The sequence below is a fragment of the Mesorhizobium hawassense genome (assembly GCF_003289945.1).
GTDB classification, from domain to species: domain Bacteria; phylum Pseudomonadota; class Alphaproteobacteria; order Rhizobiales; family Rhizobiaceae; genus Mesorhizobium; species Mesorhizobium hawassense.
In genome coordinates, this window is record NZ_QMBP01000002.1 from 258,973 (window position 1) to 279,445 (window position 20,473).

General features: G+C 64.0%; 23 protein-coding genes. 14 read left to right on the plus strand and 9 right to left on the minus strand.

Translation table 11 applies throughout. The features are described from left to right. Positions 1 to 68 precede the first annotated feature (68 nt). From DPM33_RS05450 to DPM33_RS05465, 4 genes are all read right to left on the minus strand, one after another. A complete protein-coding gene (locus DPM33_RS05450; protein WP_112096363.1) occupies positions 69 to 743 on the minus strand; it encodes a helix-turn-helix domain-containing protein in 675 nt (224 codons plus the stop codon). Between the two features lie 119 nt (positions 744 to 862). Continuing rightward, entirely contained in the window at positions 863 to 2,542 is a 1,680-nt protein-coding gene (locus DPM33_RS05455; protein WP_425373474.1) for a chloride channel protein, read from the minus strand. Between the two features lie 316 nt (positions 2,543 to 2,858). Next, the gene (locus DPM33_RS05460) at positions 2,859 to 3,365 is read right to left on the minus strand and encodes a cupin domain-containing protein (RefSeq protein WP_112096367.1); all 507 of its coding nucleotides are present in this window, start codon (positions 3,363 to 3,365) and stop codon (positions 2,859 to 2,861) included. A gap of 17 nt (positions 3,366 to 3,382) precedes the next feature. Next, the gene (locus tag DPM33_RS05465; RefSeq protein ID WP_112096369.1) at positions 3,383 to 4,111 is read right to left on the minus strand and encodes an NAD-dependent epimerase/dehydratase family protein; all 729 of its coding nucleotides are present in this window, start codon (positions 4,109 to 4,111) and stop codon (positions 3,383 to 3,385) included. Positions 4,112 to 4,173: 62 nt separating this feature from the next. Between DPM33_RS05465 and DPM33_RS05470 the strand changes: the two genes are divergently transcribed. Further along, on the plus strand, positions 4,174 to 4,647 hold the full coding sequence (locus DPM33_RS05470) for a MarR family winged helix-turn-helix transcriptional regulator (RefSeq protein ID WP_112096370.1): 474 nt from the start codon (positions 4,174 to 4,176) through the stop codon (positions 4,645 to 4,647). A 12-nt stretch (positions 4,648 to 4,659) separates the two neighbouring features. On the opposite strand, the gene DPM33_RS05475 is transcribed toward DPM33_RS05470, so the two are convergent. After that, positions 4,660 to 4,959 (minus strand): putative quinol monooxygenase, encoded by a 300-nt coding sequence (locus DPM33_RS05475; RefSeq protein ID WP_112096372.1) that lies wholly within the window; start codon positions 4,957 to 4,959, stop codon positions 4,660 to 4,662. 122 nt (positions 4,960 to 5,081) lie between these two features. On the opposite strand from DPM33_RS05475, the gene flhA reads away from it, so the two are divergent. From flhA to DPM33_RS05515, 7 genes are all read left to right on the plus strand, one after another. Beyond that, positions 5,082 to 7,169: a flagellar biosynthesis protein FlhA gene (flhA, locus tag DPM33_RS05480; protein ID WP_112096374.1), complete on the plus strand. Its 2,088-nt coding sequence runs from the start codon at positions 5,082 to 5,084 to the stop codon at positions 7,167 to 7,169. 71 nt (positions 7,170 to 7,240) lie between these two features. Continuing rightward, entirely contained in the window at positions 7,241 to 7,924 is a 684-nt protein-coding gene (fliR, locus tag DPM33_RS05485; protein WP_281004786.1) for a flagellar biosynthetic protein FliR, read from the plus strand. Positions 7,925 to 7,929: 5 nt separating this feature from the next. Next, positions 7,930 to 8,319 carry a hypothetical protein gene (locus tag DPM33_RS05490; protein WP_112096377.1) on the plus strand — a complete coding sequence of 130 codons (390 nt, stop codon included), beginning with the start codon at positions 7,930 to 7,932 and terminating at the stop codon, positions 8,317 to 8,319. Positions 8,320 to 8,378: 59 nt separating this feature from the next. Continuing rightward, positions 8,379 to 8,735 carry a hypothetical protein gene (locus DPM33_RS36115; protein ID WP_167448964.1) on the plus strand — a complete coding sequence of 119 codons (357 nt, stop codon included), beginning with the start codon at positions 8,379 to 8,381 and terminating at the stop codon, positions 8,733 to 8,735. Between the two features lie 517 nt (positions 8,736 to 9,252). After that, on the plus strand, positions 9,253 to 9,912 hold the full coding sequence (locus DPM33_RS05505) for a L,D-transpeptidase (protein WP_112096382.1): 660 nt from the start codon (positions 9,253 to 9,255) through the stop codon (positions 9,910 to 9,912). Positions 9,913 to 9,921: 9 nt separating this feature from the next. After that, positions 9,922 to 10,434, plus strand: coding sequence for an OmpA family protein (locus DPM33_RS05510; RefSeq protein WP_112096383.1), 513 nt, complete (start codon positions 9,922 to 9,924; stop codon positions 10,432 to 10,434). 251 nt (positions 10,435 to 10,685) lie between these two features. Further along, positions 10,686 to 11,003 (plus strand): GYD domain-containing protein, encoded by a 318-nt coding sequence (locus DPM33_RS05515; RefSeq protein ID WP_112096385.1) that lies wholly within the window; start codon positions 10,686 to 10,688, stop codon positions 11,001 to 11,003. Positions 11,004 to 11,077: 74 nt separating this feature from the next. Here DPM33_RS05515 and DPM33_RS36120 read toward each other — a convergent pair whose 3' ends face one another. Continuing rightward, positions 11,078 to 11,278, minus strand: coding sequence for a hypothetical protein (locus tag DPM33_RS36120; RefSeq protein ID WP_167448949.1), 201 nt, complete (start codon positions 11,276 to 11,278; stop codon positions 11,078 to 11,080). A 107-nt stretch (positions 11,279 to 11,385) separates the two neighbouring features. After that, the gene (locus DPM33_RS05525) at positions 11,386 to 13,203 is read right to left on the minus strand and encodes a patatin-like phospholipase family protein (RefSeq protein WP_167448965.1); all 1,818 of its coding nucleotides are present in this window, start codon (positions 13,201 to 13,203) and stop codon (positions 11,386 to 11,388) included. A gap of 449 nt (positions 13,204 to 13,652) precedes the next feature. On the opposite strand from DPM33_RS05525, the gene DPM33_RS36845 reads away from it, so the two are divergent. From DPM33_RS36845 to DPM33_RS05545, 4 genes are all read left to right on the plus strand, one after another. Continuing rightward, the gene (locus DPM33_RS36845) at positions 13,653 to 14,222 is read left to right on the plus strand and encodes a rod-binding protein (RefSeq protein WP_245442013.1); all 570 of its coding nucleotides are present in this window, start codon (positions 13,653 to 13,655) and stop codon (positions 14,220 to 14,222) included. 8 nt (positions 14,223 to 14,230) lie between these two features. After that, complete coding sequence (locus DPM33_RS05535; protein ID WP_112096388.1) at positions 14,231 to 14,650, plus strand: hypothetical protein; 420 nt, start codon at positions 14,231 to 14,233, stop codon at positions 14,648 to 14,650. 31 nt (positions 14,651 to 14,681) lie between these two features. After that, the gene (locus DPM33_RS05540; RefSeq protein WP_112096390.1) at positions 14,682 to 15,212 is read left to right on the plus strand and encodes a hypothetical protein; all 531 of its coding nucleotides are present in this window, start codon (positions 14,682 to 14,684) and stop codon (positions 15,210 to 15,212) included. Positions 15,213 to 15,406: 194 nt separating this feature from the next. After that, a complete protein-coding gene (locus DPM33_RS05545; RefSeq protein ID WP_112096391.1) occupies positions 15,407 to 15,691 on the plus strand; it encodes an SCP2 sterol-binding domain-containing protein in 285 nt (94 codons plus the stop codon). Between the two features lie 64 nt (positions 15,692 to 15,755). Here the strand turns inward: DPM33_RS05545 and DPM33_RS05550 are convergent, their stop codons facing one another. Further along, positions 15,756 to 16,349, minus strand: a complete 594-nt coding sequence (locus DPM33_RS05550; protein ID WP_112096726.1) for a GNAT family N-acetyltransferase — start codon at positions 16,347 to 16,349, stop codon at positions 15,756 to 15,758. A gap of 268 nt (positions 16,350 to 16,617) precedes the next feature. Next, the gene (odc2, locus tag DPM33_RS05555) at positions 16,618 to 17,751 is read right to left on the minus strand and encodes an ornithine/lysine decarboxylase (RefSeq protein WP_112096393.1); all 1,134 of its coding nucleotides are present in this window, start codon (positions 17,749 to 17,751) and stop codon (positions 16,618 to 16,620) included. Positions 17,752 to 18,291: 540 nt separating this feature from the next. Here odc2 and DPM33_RS05560 point away from each other — a divergent pair. Together DPM33_RS05560 and DPM33_RS05565 are read left to right on the plus strand one after the other, a co-directional pair. After that, a complete protein-coding gene (locus DPM33_RS05560; RefSeq protein WP_112096394.1) occupies positions 18,292 to 19,488 on the plus strand; it encodes an amidase in 1,197 nt (398 codons plus the stop codon). Positions 19,489 to 19,490: 2 nt separating this feature from the next. Further along, the gene (locus DPM33_RS05565) at positions 19,491 to 20,390 is read left to right on the plus strand and encodes a LysR family transcriptional regulator (protein WP_112096396.1); all 900 of its coding nucleotides are present in this window, start codon (positions 19,491 to 19,493) and stop codon (positions 20,388 to 20,390) included. The last annotated feature ends 83 nt before the right edge of the window (positions 20,391 to 20,473 follow it).

Sequence of the window (20,473 nt, forward strand, 5' to 3'; positions counted from 1 at the left end):
CGATATCGGGCCAAGGCCCGCAGATTTCGACTTCACCATGATCGTAACTCTCCCATTGAGGCCCGCGTTTAGCCGGACGGCCTGGCCGCGAGCGGTTTCCAGGACTTGTACTGATCGAGCTCGGCGCGCACCGAAGTCGGCGGCGCGATGATCCACATCACTTCGGCCCGGCCGCTGCCGATGTTCTCCGTGCGATGCGGGGTTGATGTGGTGTATTCGACGCTGTCACCCTCTTCGAGGACGTGGCGCGCCTCGCCGAGCGAGACCTCGACGATGCCGCGGAGCACGACCTGCATCTCATGCGCATCGCCATGCGTGTATTGGTCGGAGCCGGTCGAGCCGCCGATCTCGAACTCGCCGACATAGACTTCCATGTCGCTCAATGGCGGCCGCGACAAGAGCATCTTGCGGCAGCCGTTGCTTGGCGGCAGGCTCGGCCGCTCGCTGCGCCGCAGAACCCCATGGCTTTGCGTCGTGCTTTCCTCGAACAGCATGGCGACGCTGACGCCGAGCGCGGAGGCGATCTGGTTGAGCGATGCGGTGCTGGCGCCGGTCAGGCCGCGCTCGAGCTGGCTGATGAAGCTGGCGCTGGTGCCGGTCGCCTCGGCGAGGTCGCGCAGGGAAAGCCTGCGCGAAAGCCGAAGGCTCTTGAGGCGCATCCCCAGCACCTCCTGGGCGGCCGTCGCGACCGAACCGTTCCTGTTCCCGGCTGAAGCCTGGCCCTTATCGGAAGCCCTGGGCATCTCGTTGTCCTCCACTGAACAGTTTGTACAGTGACACTGTACAAATATCAAGAGGCAAGATTCCGCGATCGGTCCGATCCCTCGCGGCCGCGAGACCAAGGTTCAGTTGAAATTGACGGCTACTCCTCGCCGGACAGGTCGCGTCGCGCCTTGTCGAGCTCCTCGGCGTAGCGGCGCATCAGATGGCTCTCGGTGAGCAGGCCGAGAACGATGCGCTCGTCGAAATCCTCGACTACCGCCAGTTCTTCGGCTCCGGTGCGCTGGAAGGTTTCAGCGGCGGTCTGGACATTCATCGAGGGCACCAGCACCGCGTCCTTGAACTGGGCGAGCGCGCTGACCGGCGTGGCGCCGTCGGAAAGATCGCTGTGCAGCTCCGGCACCAACAGCATGCCGACATATTGGTCGGCCTGCTCGACGGCGATGACACGCTGCCCGGAGCCGAGGGGGACCTCCTTGCGGAATTCGTCCAAAGAGGTCGAGGCGGGAATGGTGCGGACATCCTTGCGCATCATCGAACCGACGGTGAGGCTGCGCATCCAGCCGACGTCATGGGCGCTGCGGATCGTTTCGCCGCGCAGGTGGAAGCGCCAGGTCGAGAAGGAGTAACCGAAGGTCTCGCGCACCAGGATCGCCGACATGATCGAAGCCGCCAGCACCACGCCGGTCAGCGTCAGGTCGCGCGTCGATTCCAGCGCCAGGAACGTCATGGTCAGCGGGCCGCCGACGACGCCGACGGCAAGCGAGGTCATGCCGACGACGGCGGCGACCGCCGGGTCGATGCCGACCGAAGGCGCGGTGATAGCCATGACGCCGGCAAAGACCTTGCCGAGCAGGGCCCCCAGGAACAGCGAGGCGAAGAACAGGCCGCCGCGGAAGCCGGAGCCGAGCGAGATGGCGGAAGCCGCCAGCTTCATCACGAAGACGCTCGCCACCACCGGCAGCGTGTAATTCATCGCGAACTCGCGGTGCAGCGCGCCATGGCCGCTGGAGAGAACCTGCGGCGTGACCAGCCCGAGCAGGCCGACGAAGATGCCGCCGATGAAGGGCCTGACCGACGCATCGATCGACAGCCGCACGAAAAGGCGCTCGACGATGCTCACCAAATGCATGATCGCGATCGATGCTGCTCCGCCAAGCAGTCCCAGCAGCAGGAACGGCACATATTCGCTGGCGGTCAAATTCGGCAAGCCGGAGAGTTCCAGCGGGAACGGCACCCCGCCGAACACTTCGGCCGTCAGCGAAGCGGCGATCGCCGCCGCCATCACCGGCGCCACATTGGCGACCGAGTAGATGCCGATGACCAGCTCGAAACCGTAGAAGGCGCCGGTCAGCGGCGCGTCGAAGGCGGCCGCGATGGCGCCGGCCGCACCGCAGCCGACCAGGATGCGGACGTCGTTGCGGCGCAGCCGGAAGGCGCGGGCAAGCCGGGAAGCGACGCCGGAGCCGATCTGCGTATAGCCGGCTTCCAATCCGACCGAGGCGCCGAAGCCGCTGGAAATCATCGTCTGCGCCACGATGATGAAGGTGTCGGTGAGCGACATGCGCCCGCCATAGAGCGCGTTGGCCTCGATTGGGTCGACCGGTGTTCGGAACTTGCGCTTTCTGAGCCAGATCACCGAAAGCCCGAGCAGCAGGCCGCCGATCGCCGGGAACATCGCCTGCACCGGATCGGCGAGCGAGAACATCGCCGAAAGCCGGCCGCCCGGCTGCACGTCGAACAGCAGATAGTGCATGCCTTGCACCATCGCGCTCATGCCGGTGACCAGCGCGCCGGCGATCACGCCGACCATGCCCGCCATCAGCACGATCGCGATGCCGCGCGCCTCGAGCACGGGGATCGAGCTGATCAGCACCGCGCGAAGCCGGCGGGCGTAGACTTGTGGGTCGTTTCTGGCAGGCAACGGAGCGGCTCGCCGGTATGCGAAAGATAAGGAACTGCCGTGCCTGATACGCGCGACGGCTTTGCGTGGCAATCGCAATGCCGACCGCATGTGGCGCCATTTTGGCGTTGAGCGAAATAGCGTTAATGCATGTCGCCCAGAAGTGTGCAGCGGTTATGGGACAACGACATGCATTGCTTCGGGGAAGACTGCCGCCGCGACCAAGACGATAGACTTAGTCGGGTAGTAGAATGGTCAGCGGACCGCAGTCGTCCTCCGCCACGAAGATCGCCAGCAGCTCGGCCGGCGCGGTGACGCTGGCGTTCTCGGCAAAGGCGTGGATGGCGCCCGGCGCTTCGAACCAGGTCTGGCCCTCGGTATAGGCAACGGCCGGCCCGCCTTCCATTTGCGAACGCAGCGCTCCCTTGATGACGAAAGCCGTGACCGAGCCGGGATGACGGTGCCGCGGCGTATAGGCATTGGGCGGGAACTCGACCAGCGCCGTGGTGATCGAATGCCCCGGCACGTTCGGCAGCTTTTCGCAGGAGAGCGGCTTGACCACGGTGGTCGGGCGCGCCGCCGCCCCTTCCCCCGCATCAGCCGCCATCACATGGACATGCGCGTCCATTCCACCGGGAGCGTTGATCGCCCTGTTGTGGTGCATGGCCATGCCAAGCAGCCCCGCAGCGATCGCGGCGATGCCGAATAGCGCGAGGCCTCGCGAAGAAACGTCTTCGATCATGATGGCAACTCCCTCGCTCACTCAGCCAGCCGGAAGCCGGCGTGCCAGTCGAGCTCGCTGACGGCCTTGTCGGTCGTGACGTGGCCGTTCGGCTCCGCGACGTTGAAGGTGCCTTGCGATCCGCGCTCGACGGCAAGCAGCGCCGCATAGGCGGCGGCATCGACATGAACGGCGGGATCGGCGGCGGTCTCCGCCCCGGTGACCGGCCCGTAGAGATGGCCGTAGCGCAGCACGATGCCGGTCATCGGCGCGGCGCCGAGCACATGCTTCTCGAGCGCGATGACGCCGCCGACGCTGACGGCCCGGCCGCCCTCGGCGCCGCTGTCCAGCGGATCGGTCTCGGAATGCGGCTCTGATCCCGGCGCGTACGCCCAGGCGATGCTTTGCGCGATCAGCCGCTTCGCCCCGGCCGCTTTCGCCGCCTCGACGACGTTGCGGGTTCCCTCATCGCGGATACGAGCGTTTCGCGCGATCGCCTCGGCCATCCGCGACGGGTCGAGCCCGGCCGGCAGGTCGGTAAGCTGGTGGATGACGATCTCCGGCCTGGCCGCCGCGACCGCCGCGCGCAACCTGGTCGCATCGAACACATCGACAACCACCGGATCGGCGCCAAGCGCGCGGAGATCCTCTGCCTTTGCCGCCTGGCGCGTCGTCGCGGTCACCTGATGGCCAGCCGCCACCAGTTGCGGCAGCAATCGGCGGCCGATCGCGCCCGAGCCGCCCGCAAGAAAAATACGATGGCCCATCGTCTTTCGGTCCTTGTTGCGATAATATCAGAGTACGAACAACATATAAGAGCTCTGATGTTATGCGCAAGGGGAATCCGTCCATTCCGTCCGCGGGCGAAGGCAAGCGCGGCGAGGAAGGCTATCTGGGCTATCTGCTCCGCCAGGCCGCCGGCGCCTACCGCCTGAAGGTGGAGCGGGCGCTGGATGAGTTCGGCGTGACGCAGGCGCAGTTCGCGGCCCTGATCATGATCTCGGCCTATCCCGGCATCTCAAACGCCGATCTCGCCCGGCTGGCGGTGCTGACGCCGCAGACGGTGAGCGTGATCGTCGGCAATCTGGAGAAGGCCGGCTCCCTCGTGCGCCGGCCGCATGCCGTCCACGGCCGCATCCAGCATCTCGATCTCTCGGACAATGGCCGCGCTTTGCTGAAGAAATGCCGGGAACGCGTTTATAGGCTCGAAGGCGAGCTGACCGCCGGCCTTTCCGCCGAGGAGGAGCGCGCGGTACGACTTTGGCTGGTCGCCGTCGCGACCGCCGATGCGGCGCAGGCCTGAAGCCGGCCGTTTTCAGGTCCGCGCGCCGCCATCCGTCTCGTAAAGCGTCAGCTTGCGGTCGCCAATGCCGAGCTCCGCCCAGCTCGCGCGCCATTCGGCGATATGCGCCGACTTGAAATGCGCTTCGAGCGCGGCGCGGTCGCTCCAGGCTTCCGAAACATGGATGAGCCCGGCATCCAGAATATCCTGCGCGTAGGAATAGCCGAGGCAGCCCGGCTCGGCGCGGCTCGATAGGATCATCCTGCGCATCGCCGGCTTTGCCTGTTCGAGCCTGTCGGCCGGAAGCCGGACCGTACCAATGATCAGCAGCATGCGACTTTCCTCGCGTTAGGCTTGGATGAGGTCCCGTAGCCACTCTCCCACTTTCGCGCAAGCTTGGAGGGTTACGGTCAAGGGCCTGCCCTGTGCGTGGCGGTTGTTGATTTGGGGACGACATGGCGATCAGCGAAACACTCCCGTCCGGCATGGCGGCGAAAAACGGCCGCGACGTCTTCTTCGCGCTCGGCATCGTCGTCATCCTGGCAGTGCTGTTCCTGCCGATCCCGGCCTTCCTGATCGATATCGGCCTCGCTTTCTCGATCGCACTTTCGGTGCTGATCCTGATGGTGGCGCTGTGGATCCAGCGGCCGCTGGATTTCTCGTCCTTCCCGACCGTGCTGCTCATCGCCACGATGCTGAGGCTCTCGCTCAACATCGCCACGACGCGCATGATCCTGTCGCACGGCAATGAAGGCACGCACGCCGCCGGCTATGTCATCTCTGGCTTCTCGAAGCTGGTGATGTCGAGCGACTTCGTCATCGGCCTCATCGTCTTCATGATCCTGATCGTGGTGAACTTCATCGTCATCACCAAGGGCGCCACCCGTATCGCCGAGGTCGGCGCGCGCTTTACCCTCGATGCCATCCCCGGCAAGCAGATGTCGATCGACGCCGACCTCTCCGCCGGCATGATCGACGAGAAGACGGCGCAATTGCGCCGCCGCGAGCTGGAGGAGGAATCCTCCTTCTTCGGTTCGATGGACGGCGCCTCGAAGTTCGTGCGCGGTGACGCCATCGCCGGCCTGATCATCACCGCCATCAACATCGTCGGCGGCATCGCCATCGGCTATCTGCGCCACGGCATGGGCCTTGGCCAGGCGGCCGACGTCTTCATCAAGCTGTCGGTCGGCGACGGCCTCGTCACCCAGATCCCGGCCCTCATCGTTTCGCTCGCCGCCGGCATGCTCGTCTCCAAGGGCGGCACGCGCGGCTCGGCCAACCAGGCGGTGTTCGGCCAGCTCGGCGCGCACCCGCGCGCGCTCTATGTCGCGGCCTCGCTGTTGGTTATCCTCGGCCTGATGCCCGGCCTGCCGCTGTTCCCCTTCTTCGCGCTGGCCGGCGGCATGGCCGGCCTCGGCTACATCATCCCGCTGCGCCAAAGCCGCGAGCGCGCCGCCGCCGAAGCCCTGAGGACGCAGGAGAAGGCGAACAAGGTCGAGGAGGAGAAGAACTCGGTCAAGGCCTCGCTGGTCACCGCCGAGATCGAGCTCCTGATCGGCAAGCAGCTTTCGACCAGGCTGATGGTGGCGCATCAGGAACTGGTGTTCCGCATGTCGAAGATGCGCAAGAAATTCGCCCAGCAATACGGCTTCGTGGTGCCGGAAGTACGCGTCGCCGACGACTTCGCCATTCCGCCGAAGAGCTATCAGATCAAGGTGCACGGCACGGTGGTCGCCGAATACCAGATGCGCGTCGGCGAGATCATGGTGCTGCTCGGCACGCGCGGCGTACCGGAAATCCCCGGCGAGGAGATCCGCGAGCCGGCCTTCGGCATGCGCGCCTATTCGGTGCTCGAAACCTTCGCCGAGGATCTGAAGCGCGAGAACTTCACCTTCGCCGACAACATGTCGGTGCTGCTCACCCATCTTTCCGAGGTGATCCGCAACAACCTGCCGCAGCTTCTGTCCTACAAGGACATGAAGGCGCTGCTGGAGCGGCTCGACCCGGAATACCGCAAGCTCGCCGACGAGATCTGCACCTCGCACATCTCCTATCCCGGCCTGCAGGCGGTGCTGAAGCTGCTGCTGGCCGAGCGCGTCTCGATCCGCAACCTGCATCTGATCATCGAGGCCATCGCCGAGATCGCGCCGCATGTGCGCCGCACCGAGCAGATCGTCGAGCATGTGCGCATCCGCATGGCGCAACAGATCTGCGGCGACCTCTCCGAAGGCGGCATGCTCAAGGTGCTGCGCCTCGGCAACCGCTGGGACCTCGCCTTCCACCAGAGCCTCAAGCGCGACGCCAAGGGCGAGGTGCGCGAGTTCGACATCGACCCGCGCCAGCTCGAGGAATTCGGCCAGGACGCCACCAAGGCCATCCGTAGGCATCTCGAGGCCGGCGAACGCTTCGTGCTCGTCACCGCGCCCGACGCGCGTCCCTATGTGCGCATGATCATCGAGCGGCTGTTCACCACGCTGCCGGTGCTGAGCCATGTCGAGATCGCCAAGGGCGTCGAGATCAAGGTGCTCGGAACCATCTCGTGAACGCGCTCTCGCTCTCGCAAGGCGTCGTCATCGCCGCCTTCCTCGCCTTCTGCCGCATCGGCGCCTGCTTCATGCTGATGCCAGGCCTGTCCAGCGCCCGCGTGCCGCTGCAGGTCCGCCTGTTCGTGTCGGTCGCCGCCACCGGCGGGCTGCTCGCCTTCCTGTGGGACCGCATCTATCCGTTCGTCGATCCGCGCCCGCAGATCCTGGCGCCGATGATCGTCTCCGAACTCCTGGTCGGCGGCCTGATCGGCGCCATGACCAGGCTCTATATGGAAGCGCTGCGCTTCATGGGCTCGGCCATCGCCACGCTGATCGGCTATGGCGGCTCGGGCGGACCGGCGATCGAGGAGCCGGAGCCGCAGGCGGCCCTTGCCGCCATCATCTCGTTTTCGGCGCTGCTTCTGCTCTTCGTCTTCGACTTCGACCACGAGATCATCAAGGCGCTCGTCGCCTCCTACCAGGTCGCCCCGGTCAACGTGTTCTTCAATCCGCAGGCAGCCCTCGTCGACGTCACCGACACGGTGTCGGATGCTTTCTTTCTAGTCATCCGCCTGGGCAGCCCGTTCGTCGCCTATGCCATCCTGGTCAATCTGACGATCGGCTTCGTCAACAAGCTGACGCCACAGATCCCGGTCTATTTCATCTCGCTGCCCTTCGTCATCGCCGGTGGCATGATCATCTTCTATTTTGCTGTCGGCACCCTGCTGTCGCTCTTCGTCGACGGTTTCGTCGACCTGACGCTGGCGAGGTAGGCGCCATGACCACGCGAAAAGACCGCCTGAAGAAGCTGGTCAAGGTGCAGGAGCAGTTGAAGGCGCTGCACGAGACGCGCCATGCCGGCTTCCTCGCCGCCGCCGTCAAGGCGGAAGCAGAGGCCAGGGAACTGATCGAGAGTTTCGACACCGAGAATTCGCTGGCCGGCCTCTTTCCCGCGCTCTACCACCGCCGCATCACCGACGCGCTCGGCCGGCAGCAACAGAACCTCGAAAATGCCCGCCAGGAAGCCTCGCTGATCGCCACCGCCACGGCGCGCGCCAACATGGTCGAGCGCGCCTATAAGGATGTGCGCCGCCGCGACGAGCGCGAGCGCTCCGACCGCGAGCGGCTCGATCTGATTACGCAGAAGCGACACGACGATTCTAACTAGCGACTCGGCACAAAACTCAGATCGAGAGTGCTGCCCTCGGGCACATCTGATAGATCAACATGACGCAGCACGAACACTTCGAATTCGTGGGCGACATCATCGATCCGCCGGAGCGCGTACTCTTTCTCAGCGACCGTCGAGGCTTTGGAGCCATCCGGCCTAACGATGATAGCGTTGAGTTTTTCGCCCATCCGGAAGTCGGTCTGCAGGTCACCGACGACTACAACGCCTCGCCCGGAAATCTGAAATCTCTCGATGATCTTCATCCGACACTTCAGCCCCCAGCCGCTGGCAAGAACGATCTCCCATTCCGTGGCACGGCAAAACCGCCAGGCGAAAGCGCCTTGAATGACCGCGCCGTGGAGCCCGCAGAAAGAGCGGCGATGCCTTGGTGCAAGATGAACGCGACGATATAGGTGGCCCCGAACACGACGAGAGCCATCCAAGCCAGTGGAAGAGTTTGCAGCCAGCCACTCATAGTACAGCGCGCCCTATCCTGAGAATTCGTCGGCAGGCGTTTGTAGGGCCGTAGTTCCACTCGTGGCAATGCCACTGTGTTCCATCGAGTCAACAATCTCTGCGCACTGCTGCCCGAGCCGGTCTAAAGACCTGTTTTGTTAATCGCATCGCAGTGGGTGGTTGCAACGGGAGGATTCCCAATTGGCCGCCGATCGATCCTACGCGGGGAGGATGACATCACAGGGCTGACGCCACCGTCCCTTACCTTCGGTTCTGATACGGCCGGTAGCGCAAGTTGATCGAATCCTCCCATGCTGCCTATGCACTGTTGCTGCCCGCTTACCCTTAGTCCTCGTTGGAGCGACTTCCGTCCGAATAGCCGGCTGACCGCTCACCCCCACGCAGTATTTTCCACTTTGAGGCGAAATAATTCTCAACTATGGTCCACAAGGCTTGAGGCATGGGGGATTGCCGATGGGTTTATCACGCAGGGGTGTCGTGCTCGGCGGCCTGGCGCTGGTCGCCGTCGGTGCAACCGGCAATATTGTTCAAGCCGCGACGGCAAAATCCTTTTTCGCCGGTACCGCCATCGACAACAATTTCGTCTATCGCAAGACCAACTTCGCCAAGATCGACAAGAGATGGCATCGCCAGATCGTCAAGTATTTCAGCAGCGAGCCGGTCGGCACCGTCGTGGTCGATACCCGCCACCATTTCCTCTACCTCATCATGGAAAACAAGACCGCCATCCGCTACGGCGTCGGCGTCGGCAAGGAAGGCTTCAAATGGTACGGCCGCGCGACGATCGACCGCCGCGCGCTGTGGCCGCAATGGGTTCCGCCCCCAGAAATGCGTAAGCGCAGGCCGGACCTACCTGACATGATCGCAGGCGGCGCGTCCAACAATCCGCTCGGGCCACGCGCGCTCTATCTGTACCGCGACGGCGCCGACATCGGCTACCGCCTGCATGGCACGCTGGAGCCATGGAGCATCGGCACCGACGCTTCCAGCGGCTGCATCCGCATGTTCCCGGAAGACATCATCGACCTTTACCAGCGGTGCCCGATCGGCACCGCGGTGGAGGTCCTGCCGCACATCGCCGACCAGGCCCCCGCTTCCACCTCTGTCGAATGATGGCACATCATGAACCGCATGATTGAAAACACGCGCCGGCTGCTCGCCGCCGGGCTGTTGGTGCTGACCGCATCCTGCTCGACCAGCAACACGCTGGCCCCTTCCACGCCCGACGTCACCAACGCCGAGATTGCCGGCTTCCAGAACGTGCAGCCGGGCAGCGAGGAGGATTTTATCCTCAATGTCGGCCGCCGCACCTATTTCACGCAAGGTTCGGCCGCGCTCGATTCCGTCGCCAAGACCACCCTCGACACCCAGATCGCCTGGTTAGCAAAGTATCCGCGATGGCTGCTCAAGCTGCAGGGTTTCGCCGACGATCCCGGCGCAAGTGAAACGGCGCTGTCACAGCGGCGCGCCGATGCAGTGATGGACTACCTCGCCGCCGGCGGCATAGACCGCAACCGCATGTGGGCCAAGGGCTACGGCAAGGACAGGCTCGTCCGCGACTGCCCCAACGCCGCCTGCAGGTCGCAGAACCGCCGCGTTGTGTCTAATTTGCGCGACGAGAGGGACGAGTCTTAGGGGGCTGCTGTTTTTCTCGTCAGCCGCGGCGATCCGCGTTTTCAAAATATCCTGGACCGCCACAAGAAGGCCCAGCCCGCATAACAAAGGCACGGGGTAGCCGAGTTTCCAGAGAACCGACGGCGCTCACCACGGCACGGAAGGGGTTGATGGTCAAAGGAGCAGCCAGCCACCTTGCAGACAACCCTATTCCACGATCCAATTACAAGCTGTTGCCTACCCCCTGTCACCTTTGAAAGAGAGGAGCCGCGATGCCGAAATATCTCGTCCAGGGTTCTTACACGGAACAGGGTCTCAAGGGCTTGCTGAAGGAGGGCGGTTCGAAACGGCGAATGATGGTCGAAAAACTCGCCGAGGAGATCGGCGGCAAACTCGAAGTGTTCTATTACGCCTTTGGTGGCGATGACTTCGTTATTATTCTCGATCTGCCGAGCAACATTGACATGGCTGCGACCGCCATTGTCGCTCAGGCCAGCGGCATGGTGAAGTCCCGGGTCACGGTGCTCATGGATCCGAAGGATGTGGACCAAGCCGTTCAAAGGAATGTCGACTTCCGCCCACCGTTGTAGGCTTGGGGCGCGGAGGACCGCGTTCGGCCCCAAAGACGACGGGGTAGCTTTGCGCCTCAACGCGTTCATAGAGTTCATTTTTGCGGTAGCCAGAAGCAGACATAGCCGACGACCGTTCTGGAGGCCACGGTTGCGCCAGTTGCCGACGTGCGGCGCTTGGCGCGCGACTTGGATATCCAGATCGGCATCGTCTGCGAGCAGGTTTCCCATCCATCGCAGCTACCGGAGGTGCTGGAGGCCGCGGTCGGGCGGCGCGGTGTGGCGGTGGTCGTCATCCGTGGCGACGTTGCGCTTCAGGATTACGAGGCGCCTTTTTCGGCGTCCGCCGCTCTCTCAATTCGACAGCCGGTCGTCGTTCAACCCGATGCGCTCGCCGACCTGCTCAACCGAGCACTGCCCGGAGCCCTGAGTCGTTCTGGCGGAGACGTTCCTCGATCCATTGCGCCGTGCGGTCGTAGGCGTCCGAAAACAACTCGGAATGCCGACTCCAATCCATGAAGGTGCTCGAAACCTGCGGACAGACCAAGACATCCTCGTCGCCGACGGTAACGTCTTGCGGCCCGTGTGCCAGCATACTCGCGGCAATAACCTGAAGCATGCTCGGAACCTGCGGCAGGCGGGTACGGCTGAAAGGGTTCAGCAGGGCGACCGCCAGTTCCGATCTTCCGGGGATGCGGTCATAGTCGATGTGGTATTTTTGCGGCCCACTGGACCCAAAGCTCACGATGACATTGGGGCCGGTCTTGAGTTCCCTCATCTGTTCCAGCGGCAAATTGTTCATGATGGCGCCGTCCACCAGCATATCGCCGTCAGCCGTAAAGAACGGCGGCAGGACACCCGGGAGCGAGCCGGATGCCCGAACGGCTTGCCAGAGTTTTCCACGACGGTGGACATGGGGCTGACGGCTGCTCAGGTTGGTCGAAAGCGCAAAGAACGGAAGCCAAAGATCTTCGATCAGAACGTCGCCGTATTCCTCCCGAAGGGCTCGATCGAAAGCTTTGTGATCTAGCAGCGCGAAACGCGGCAAGGTGGGGCGCCGAAACGCGCGACTCTTGACAAATACGTTGTGCGTGCCGCGGTCGATCTGCTCCGCGTCCAACCCTCTTGCGAAGCCGGCCATCATCGCCGCTCCGGAACTCGTCCCGCCGAGATAGTCGAAGCGCCCGCCCGCCTCGACGAAGGCCTTGTAAACGCCCACATGGGCGCTGCCCAGGGACCCACCCCCCGCCGCCACGAAGCCACGTGCCTTGCAGGAAATAAATCGGACCAGGCGCTGGATATCAGACGCGTCCTCCAGCGCAACATGATGATGCTGGCCGACATGGGGACGCTCATCGAGCCACGCAGAGGTGCCGGAGACCGCAGCCGAGCGATTGTCGTGAATTAAGACAAGCCGGCCGGTCGATGGTGGATGGACCGATAGCGCCAATTCCTCGGACGTGTTCAAGCGAGGCGAGGAGGACGCGTTCGCTAGGAGCAGGACGGTATCGGCCTGGCGAATGCAGACGCGTGTCCACTCATTAGGTTCTTCATCCGCGACGTAGACAACGAATTCGGCTTGCGCCTCCAGTTCGTTCAACCAGTTAAGGACCGCCTGGTCGTCGATCGGACGACCTGCGAACTTCGCGTGGACGTCGAGTCGGGTAACGAACTGAGCGCGCGTGACCGCGCCGAACTCTTGCTGTAGGTGCCCGATGAAAACCGGTGAGATGCGACTTCCGCCGGCTGCAATGATGGCAAGCGTTCGGATTTTGGCAGGTTTCTGGAGACGTGACAAAATCGGAGATTGCGTGGCGAACCGGCGCGCCAGGGATATTGTGACCGCCTCTCTCAGGTTCGGCAGAGCCTCGGCCGCCTTCTCGAAATGATTACGACTGATTTCAAGGACGATCGAATCGCGCGCTGCAAGGACAGTGGCCGTACGGGGCAGCCCTGCAAAGAAACCAATTTCGCCGACTAGTTCGCCCTGTGCTATCTCGGCGACCGAGCCAATCGGATCTCCTTTGTGCACCGTAAAGCGACCGGACAGCACGACGAAGAACATGTCCGATGGATCGCCTTCGCGAACCAGGACCTCACCGCGCCTCAGGACCCGACGGTCGGATTCGGCAGCCAAAGCCTCAAGCGCCAGCAACGACGCCCGATCGAACATCAATGTCGCCGACAATAATCTCGCGGCGAGAGAATCGACGGAGGACATTTGAGCCATCCTGCGGACGCAGTCGTTCCGGTAATTGTATCCCGTACCGCTCGTGTTTGCAGCATCGCAACGCGCGATTCGAGCCGAACCGCAACGTTGCCGGCTGGAGCCGTCTGTGGATCAAAATTCTGATGTGCCGACCTTATGCGAAGCATTGGTTCAGTGCGGCGTCTGCGAGACGTTCGATCCGCGGCAACTGGTGGGATTCGCCAGGCCATCTCGAAGGCGCGTCGTCGCTGCGGACGCTTCTGATTATCCGAGGCCCGAGGCTGCCGGTCCGCTCTCGGCGCCAAAGGCGACACCAGAACATCTGCTTGGGAAACGCCACTCGTGGCGCGAAGCTGACAACCGATCCAAACATCCGCATTCGGCCTCCCTTTTCCCGCAAGCCTGCCACAAGCTTGTTCAGTCATTGTGCGGATAACAAAACCGGCAAAGGGCGGACTTTCTTGGCCATTTCCCCACCCAGCGACATCGTCATGGACGTCGCCCGCGCAGCGGAGCCGGCCGATGTCGAGGCCGCCCGCGCGGCGCTCCTGCGGCGCGCGGGTGGTGCGCCTAGCGCTTTCTCGGTCGATCCATCCGCCACGGTCGATGCCGGCTCCGTGCTCTCGCGCGCCACTGCCGATAAGGCGGAAGCCGCCAATCCGGCCAAGAAGTTCCAGCGCTTCGAGGCGATGGTGCTGACGACCTTCATCCAGAACATGATGCCCAAGGACACCGAGGGCGTCTACGGCAAGGGCCTGGCCGGCGACATGTGGAAATCGCAGCTCGCCGAAAAGGTGGCCGACGTCATGGCCGCGCATGGCGGCATCGGCATCGCCAGATCGATGCTGGCCGACCACTATCTCGACGGCAAGCACAAGGTGCCGGTCGGCCCCGTTGCCGGCGGGCCTCAGAAGACCGAGATCGACCAGCAGACCAGGCTCTCAACCTCGATGCTCGAGGAGTTCGAGCGCAAGGCCGCTCAGTCGATGACCGGCGACGAAACGACCATAAAAACGGACATCAAGATCTAGGGACCTACATGGCCGACGACACGGACCTTTCCAACCTTCCCGCGCGGACCAACGTAGTGGAAGCGCTCGCCGCCGCACGACCCGGCAACCTCGCCGCCATCATCGGCCGCATCGAGGAAGTCGTGGAGGAGGAGACCGCCGGTATACGCGGCGGAACAGCCTATGACCTGAAATCCTCGAACGCGCGCAAGAGCCGCTATCTCTACGAGCTGAACCGGGCGCTCAAGGGCGCCAACGAGATCGAATTCCTCGAGCAGCATCGCGAAGGCCTGCTCAGGTTGCGCCAGAAGCTGGCGAAGAACGAGGCGGCGATCCTTGCGCATCTCAACGCCGTCAACGAGGTCGCCACGCTTCTGAGGAACGCCATCCAGCGCGCCGATACCGACGGCACCTATTCGGCCTGCGAGTTCGGAATGGCCAGGGCCTGATGAAGATGATCACGGCGCGAGGTCAGACCCGGTGATAAAATTCATCGCCGCCGCGCTGTGGATTTGCGCCGTGACGCTCGGCGCCGTCTTCTATTCCTTCCAGGCGGCCAGCCAGCGCGGCGCGGCCGAGCCGCCGAAGCCGATGCTGGGCGGCCTCGACTACGTCAAGACCGACATGATCTCGGTGCCGCTCTTGCGCGACGGCAGGATCGACGGTTATTTCCTCACCAAGCTCGTCTATACGGTGGAGCCGGCGGAGATAAAGAAGCTGTCGATCCCGGCGCAAGCGCTGATGACCGATCAGGTCTACTCCTATCTCTATTCCAATCCGCAGATCGACTTCACCAAGAAGGAATCGATCGATCTCGACGCCTTTCGCAGGTCGATCCGCGACACCATCAACACCCGTATCGGCGTCGAGCTGGTGCACGAGGTGCTGATCGACCAGGTCAACTTCCTCTCCAAGGACGATATCCGCGACAACGCGCTCCGCCGCCGCAGGGGTGCCGGCGAAACCGCGGCGGCGATGACCAAGGCGTTCAAGGCCGCGCCGGAGCACTGATTGTCCGGCAAGGCTCGGCACGGATGCCTGAACCCAGCCTGCCCGTGATGCGACTTGACGCATGGTGACCGCGTTGACGTAAACGTCAACTCGAAGCTATATGCGCCGGTGACACGCGACCGCGCGCTGCGTGGCGCGTCGCCCAGCGGCCAACAAGCCGATGCGCGTCAACGCAACCAATGAGGAGAACCGCCATGGGCGTTCAGGAGATTGCCGACAAGATCAAGTCGCGCGTGGCAAGCGCGGGCTTCGAGCATTCGGTCAAGTTCGACACCGGCAGCGACGGCGTCATCGTCATCGACGGCGCGACCGTCTCGACCACCGACGCGCCGGCCGACTGCACGATCAAGCTCTCGCTCGACGATCTGGATTCGCTGATTGCCGGCGACCTCAATCCGACCATGGCCTTCATGGCCGGCAAGCTCAAGGTCGAAGGCGACATGACGGTCGCCATGGCGCTCAGCCAATTGCTCGGCTGATCCTTCGCAAAAACACAACGCCGCCCGACGGGCGGCGTTGTCTTTTTTGTTGAGCCGACAGCCGTCACGCGACGAAGCCCAGCGCCTGTCCCTTGATCTTGCGGCCGGCGGCCTTGATCGTGCCTTTGGCGCCGTCCAGCGCGCCGTCCTTCAGCTCCAGCGCCAGAAGCCGGTGCCGCTCATAGGGACCAGGCATGGCAAGCGTTCCGGTGCGGTCGGCCGAAAAGCCGAACCGGCCGTAATAGGGCGCATCGCCGACGAGCAGGACCGCGCAGTGACCGAGCCGAGCGGCTTCGGCAACCGCATGCCGCATCAGCGCCGAGCCGATGCCGCCGCTCTTCAGTCCCGGCTCGACGGCGAGCGGGCCGAGCAGGAGCGCCGGACCGCCCTCACCCAGCCTCACATCCCAAAGCCGCACCGTGCCGACGACTGCGCCCGACGCGTCGCGGACGACGAAGGCCAGACCTTCCGAAGGCCGGCGGCCGCGCCGCAGCTTTTCGGACGACTTCTTCCTGCGGTTCGGACCCATGGCCCGGTCGAGCAGCTTTTCGCGCGCCACGGTGTCGCCGGCGCCTTCGCCAACGATGACGAAGGCCGGCGCCTGGGCGGCCCCCTCGTCCGGCGCGCCGCGTGAGCCAGCCTGTGCCCGATGGGCCAGGGAGGGCGCGAAAGCATTTTCAGGCGAAGTGGAAACCGGTTCGCTGTAAGAAAATGCGCCAAGGAACGCCGCAGTCGGGCTCTTCTCCCCCGCGGAGAAAAGCTCAGCCGACGGTCCGGACGAGGGGGCAATTTCGGTGGCCGCAATGGCCGATTTGATCAGGTATTCCATATCCGCGATCCTTCACGAGCGGAGATCTGTTCCACAAGCGAGCCGGGCGGATGACGGCACCCACCCGGGTTGATCTGAGCGGTTTCTTGCGAACTGCTCAGATCACGTAGGATCGGAGAGGCTCGAAGCCGTTGAAAGCGACCGCCGAATAGGTGGTCGTGTAGGCTCCGGTGCCTTCGATCAGCACCTCGTCGCCGATGGTCAGCGACAAAGGCAGCGGATAAGGCGTCTTTTCGTACATCACGTCGGCCGAATCGCAGGTCGGACCGGCAAGCACGCAAGGCGCGGTTTCCGAGCCGTCATGGCGCGTGACGATCGGATAGCGGATCGCCTCGTCCATGGTCTCGGCGAGGCCGCCGAACTTGCCGATGTCGAGGAACACCCAGCGCACATTGTCGTTGTCGGCCTTCTTCGAGATCAGCACGACTTCGGACTTGATGACGCCGGCATTGCCGACCATGCCGCGGCCCGGCTCGATGATCGTCTCGGGCAGCGCGTTGCCGAAATGCTTGCGAAGCGCCGAGAAGATCGCCTGGCCATAGGCCTGGGCCACCGGCACGTCCTTCAGGTAACGGGTCGGGAAACCGCCGCCCATGTTGACCATCTTCAAGACGATGCCTTCGTCGGCGAGCGTCGCGAACACCTTCTTGGCATCGCCCAGCGCGCGGTCCCAGGCCGTGAGATCGGTCTGCTGCGAGCCGACATGGAACGACACGCCATAGGCCTCGAGGCCGAGGCCCTTGGCATGGCGCAGCACGTCGACGGCCATCGCCGGCACGCAGCCGAACTTACGCGACAGCGGCCACTCGGCGCCTTCGCCGTCGGTGAGCACGCGGCAGAACACGCGCGCGCCGGGAGCGACGCGGGCGATCTTCTCGACTTCCTCGACGCAGTCGACCGCGAACAGGCGGATACCGAGCTGGTAGGCGCGTGCGATGTCACGCTCCTTCTTGATGGTGTTGCCGAAGGAAATGCGATCGGCCGGCGCGCCGGCATCCATCGCCATCTCGACCTCGGCAACCGATGCGGTGTCGAAGGACGAGCCCATCGCAGCAAGCAGGCGCAGGATTTCCGGCGCCGGGTTTGCTTTCACCGCATAGTAGATCTTGGAATCGGGCAACGCCTTCTCGAAGGCGCGGAAATTGTCGCGCACGACATCGAGGTCGACGACGAGGCAGGGGCCGTTCGGACGTCGGGTGGCGAGGAAGTCAAGGATGCGCTGGGTGGCCATCGGGGTCTCTCCATAACGCCTTTCGGCGCGCAATAAGGCTGCGGGACGCGGGCTGTCGGCCTCGCGAACACGCGGTGGACAAAGGCGGGACGGAAAATCCATGGAACCAGCCGGTGGAGACCCCGGAACCATGAATCGCCGTCTCGCGGCGGTGAACCTTGGCCTTGCCCGGCCTCGGTTCGCTTTGTCTGCCTTGGCTTGGATGGGAGACCCGTCCGCACTGCCGGCAATGAAGGTGTGCCTCTTTAGTAACCCCGGTCTTTGGACAACCGGAAGAGAACCAGAAAGGCCCGCACCGTCGTTGCTTCAAGGTGTCCTCGATCTTGTGGTTGGCCACTGACCGACTGGAGTGGTTGGCTCCAGTTACCTTACCGATGGCCCTCACCATTCGAGGATCGGCGGACACCCACAGGCACGTGCGACTTTGGGCAAGCGCGATATAGGAGCGAAGGGTTTCACAATCAATAAAAATCGTAAGCTCAGGTTGTAAAATTTCTGGCATCGAACAATGTTTGTCGGACCGTATCCGGAAATCGAACGATGCCAGGAACTCAAGGGCCGCTCAACGCCTTCCTCGATCTGCGCCAAATGCCTGTGGCCAATGCGCAATTAGGCCCGCTCGCCGGCCTGCGCCTGGCCGTCAAGGATATCTATGACGTCGCCGGCTATCGCACCGGCTGCGGCAACCCGCAAAGGTTCGAGGAGGCGCATGCCGCCTCGCGCACGGCGGAAGCGGTGCAGACGATCCTCGATGCCGGCGCGCGATTCGTCGGCAAGACCCAGACCGACGAGTTGGCCTTCTCGCTCTTCGGCCAGAACGCGCACTACCCGTACCCGGTCAATCCCGCCGCGCCCGAGCGCGTCACCGGCGGCTCCTCCTCTGGCTCGGCGGCCGCCGTCGCCGGCGGCCTGGCGAACATCGCCACCGGCTCCGACACCGGCGGTTCGATCCGCGCGCCGGCGAGCTTCTGCGGCCTGATCGGGCTGCGCACCACGCATGGCCGTATCCCGCTCGACGGCGCGATGAAACTGGCTTCGAGCTTCGACACCTTCGGCTGGTTCGCCGACGACATCGAGACCTACGAGGCGGTCGGCAAGCTTTTGCTCGGCCGCCATCCGCACCAGCACCCGCTCAGCCGGCCGCTGTCGATCCGCTGGCTGGACGCTTTCGTCATGGGTCCGGCGGAAGCCACGCAATATGCGCGCATGAAGGCGCTGGCCGCTTCGGTCATCGGCCAGCCGGCGGAGACCGAATACACCTTCGCCTCGTTCCCGGACGAGCTCTACTGGTGCTTTCGCCGCTTGCAGGCCTTCGAGGCCTGGCGCGAGCACGGTGCCTGGATCTCGGCCGGCGGGCGTCTCAGCCCGGGCGTCGACGAGCGTTTCGGTTTCGGCCGCACCATCGATGCCAAGACCGCCGCAACCGAAGCCGCGCGCCGCCTGGCGTTCCGGGCCGAGCTCGGGGCGTTGCTCGGCAACAACGGCTTCCTGATGCTGCCCACGGTTCCCGGCGCGGCGCCGCTCGCCGCCGGCACGCCGGAGCAGTTCCAGGCCTACCGCGAAAGAGCGTTGCATCTCTTATGCCTCTCCGGCCTCTCGGGCTTTCCGCAGATCACCTTGCCAATCGGCTCCGTCGACGGCGCTCCCTTCGGCCTGTCGCTGCTGGGGCCTTCCGGCAGCGACGTTGCCCTGATACGGCTCGGCCGCAAGATTCTCGACGCGGCACGAAAGGTCTGACCATGGACACATTGACCCGCATGCGCGCCTTCATCGACGTGGTCGAGGCCGAGGGCTTTTCGGCCGCGGCGCGCAAGATCGGCCGGTCCAAGGCGCTGCTGTCGAAATATGTGCGCGAACTGGAGGACGAGCTCGGCGCGCTGCTTTTGAACCGCACGACGCGACAGTTCTCGCTGACTGAAGCCGGCCACACCTATTATCAGCGGGCGTCTGAAATCGTGCGCGAGGTCGACAACCTCGCCGAGGCCGTGCGCCAGTCCTCCGGCGACGTTCGCGGCCGGATCAAGCTGTCGGCCGCCCGCACCTTCGCCGACGCGCCGATCGGCCAGTCGCTGATCGACTTCACCAGGCAGCACCCCGACATCGTGCTCGACATCCATCTCGACGACCGCTTCGTCGACTTGGTCGAGGAAGGTTTCGACCTTGCCGTGCGCATCTCGCGGCTGGAGAACTCCTCGCTGATCGCCAGGCGGCTGGCGCCGTTCTCGGTCAGGCTTTGCGCATCGCCCGATCTGATCGCCAAGCATGGCGCGCCGACGCGGCCGCAGGATCTCGCGAACATGCCCTGCATCGTCGACACCAACGGCCGTTCGCTGGCCAACTGGCGCTTCAAGGGCGAGGGCGAGGACTCGATGAGCGTCGCCGTTTCAGGTCCGATCGAGGTCAACAGCCCGATCGTGGCAAGAGCCGCCGCGCTCTCGGGTCTTGGCTTTGCCATGTTGCCGGATTTCATCGCCGCGCCCGACGTCGCGTCGGGCAAGCTGGTCACCGCGCTCGACGATCGCATCCTGTCGGGCACCGGCATCTTCGCCGTCTACCCACACCGCCGCTACCTGCCGGCCAAGGTGCGTGTCTTCGTCGACTTCCTGGTGCAGTGGTTCAAGACGCGCGACACCGTCTGAGCATGTCGCGCGGACCTTATGCAACGGCATGCATCAAAACCAAACTGAGGCGCGTGTCCCAATTTCGCCTGCTTTCTGTCAAC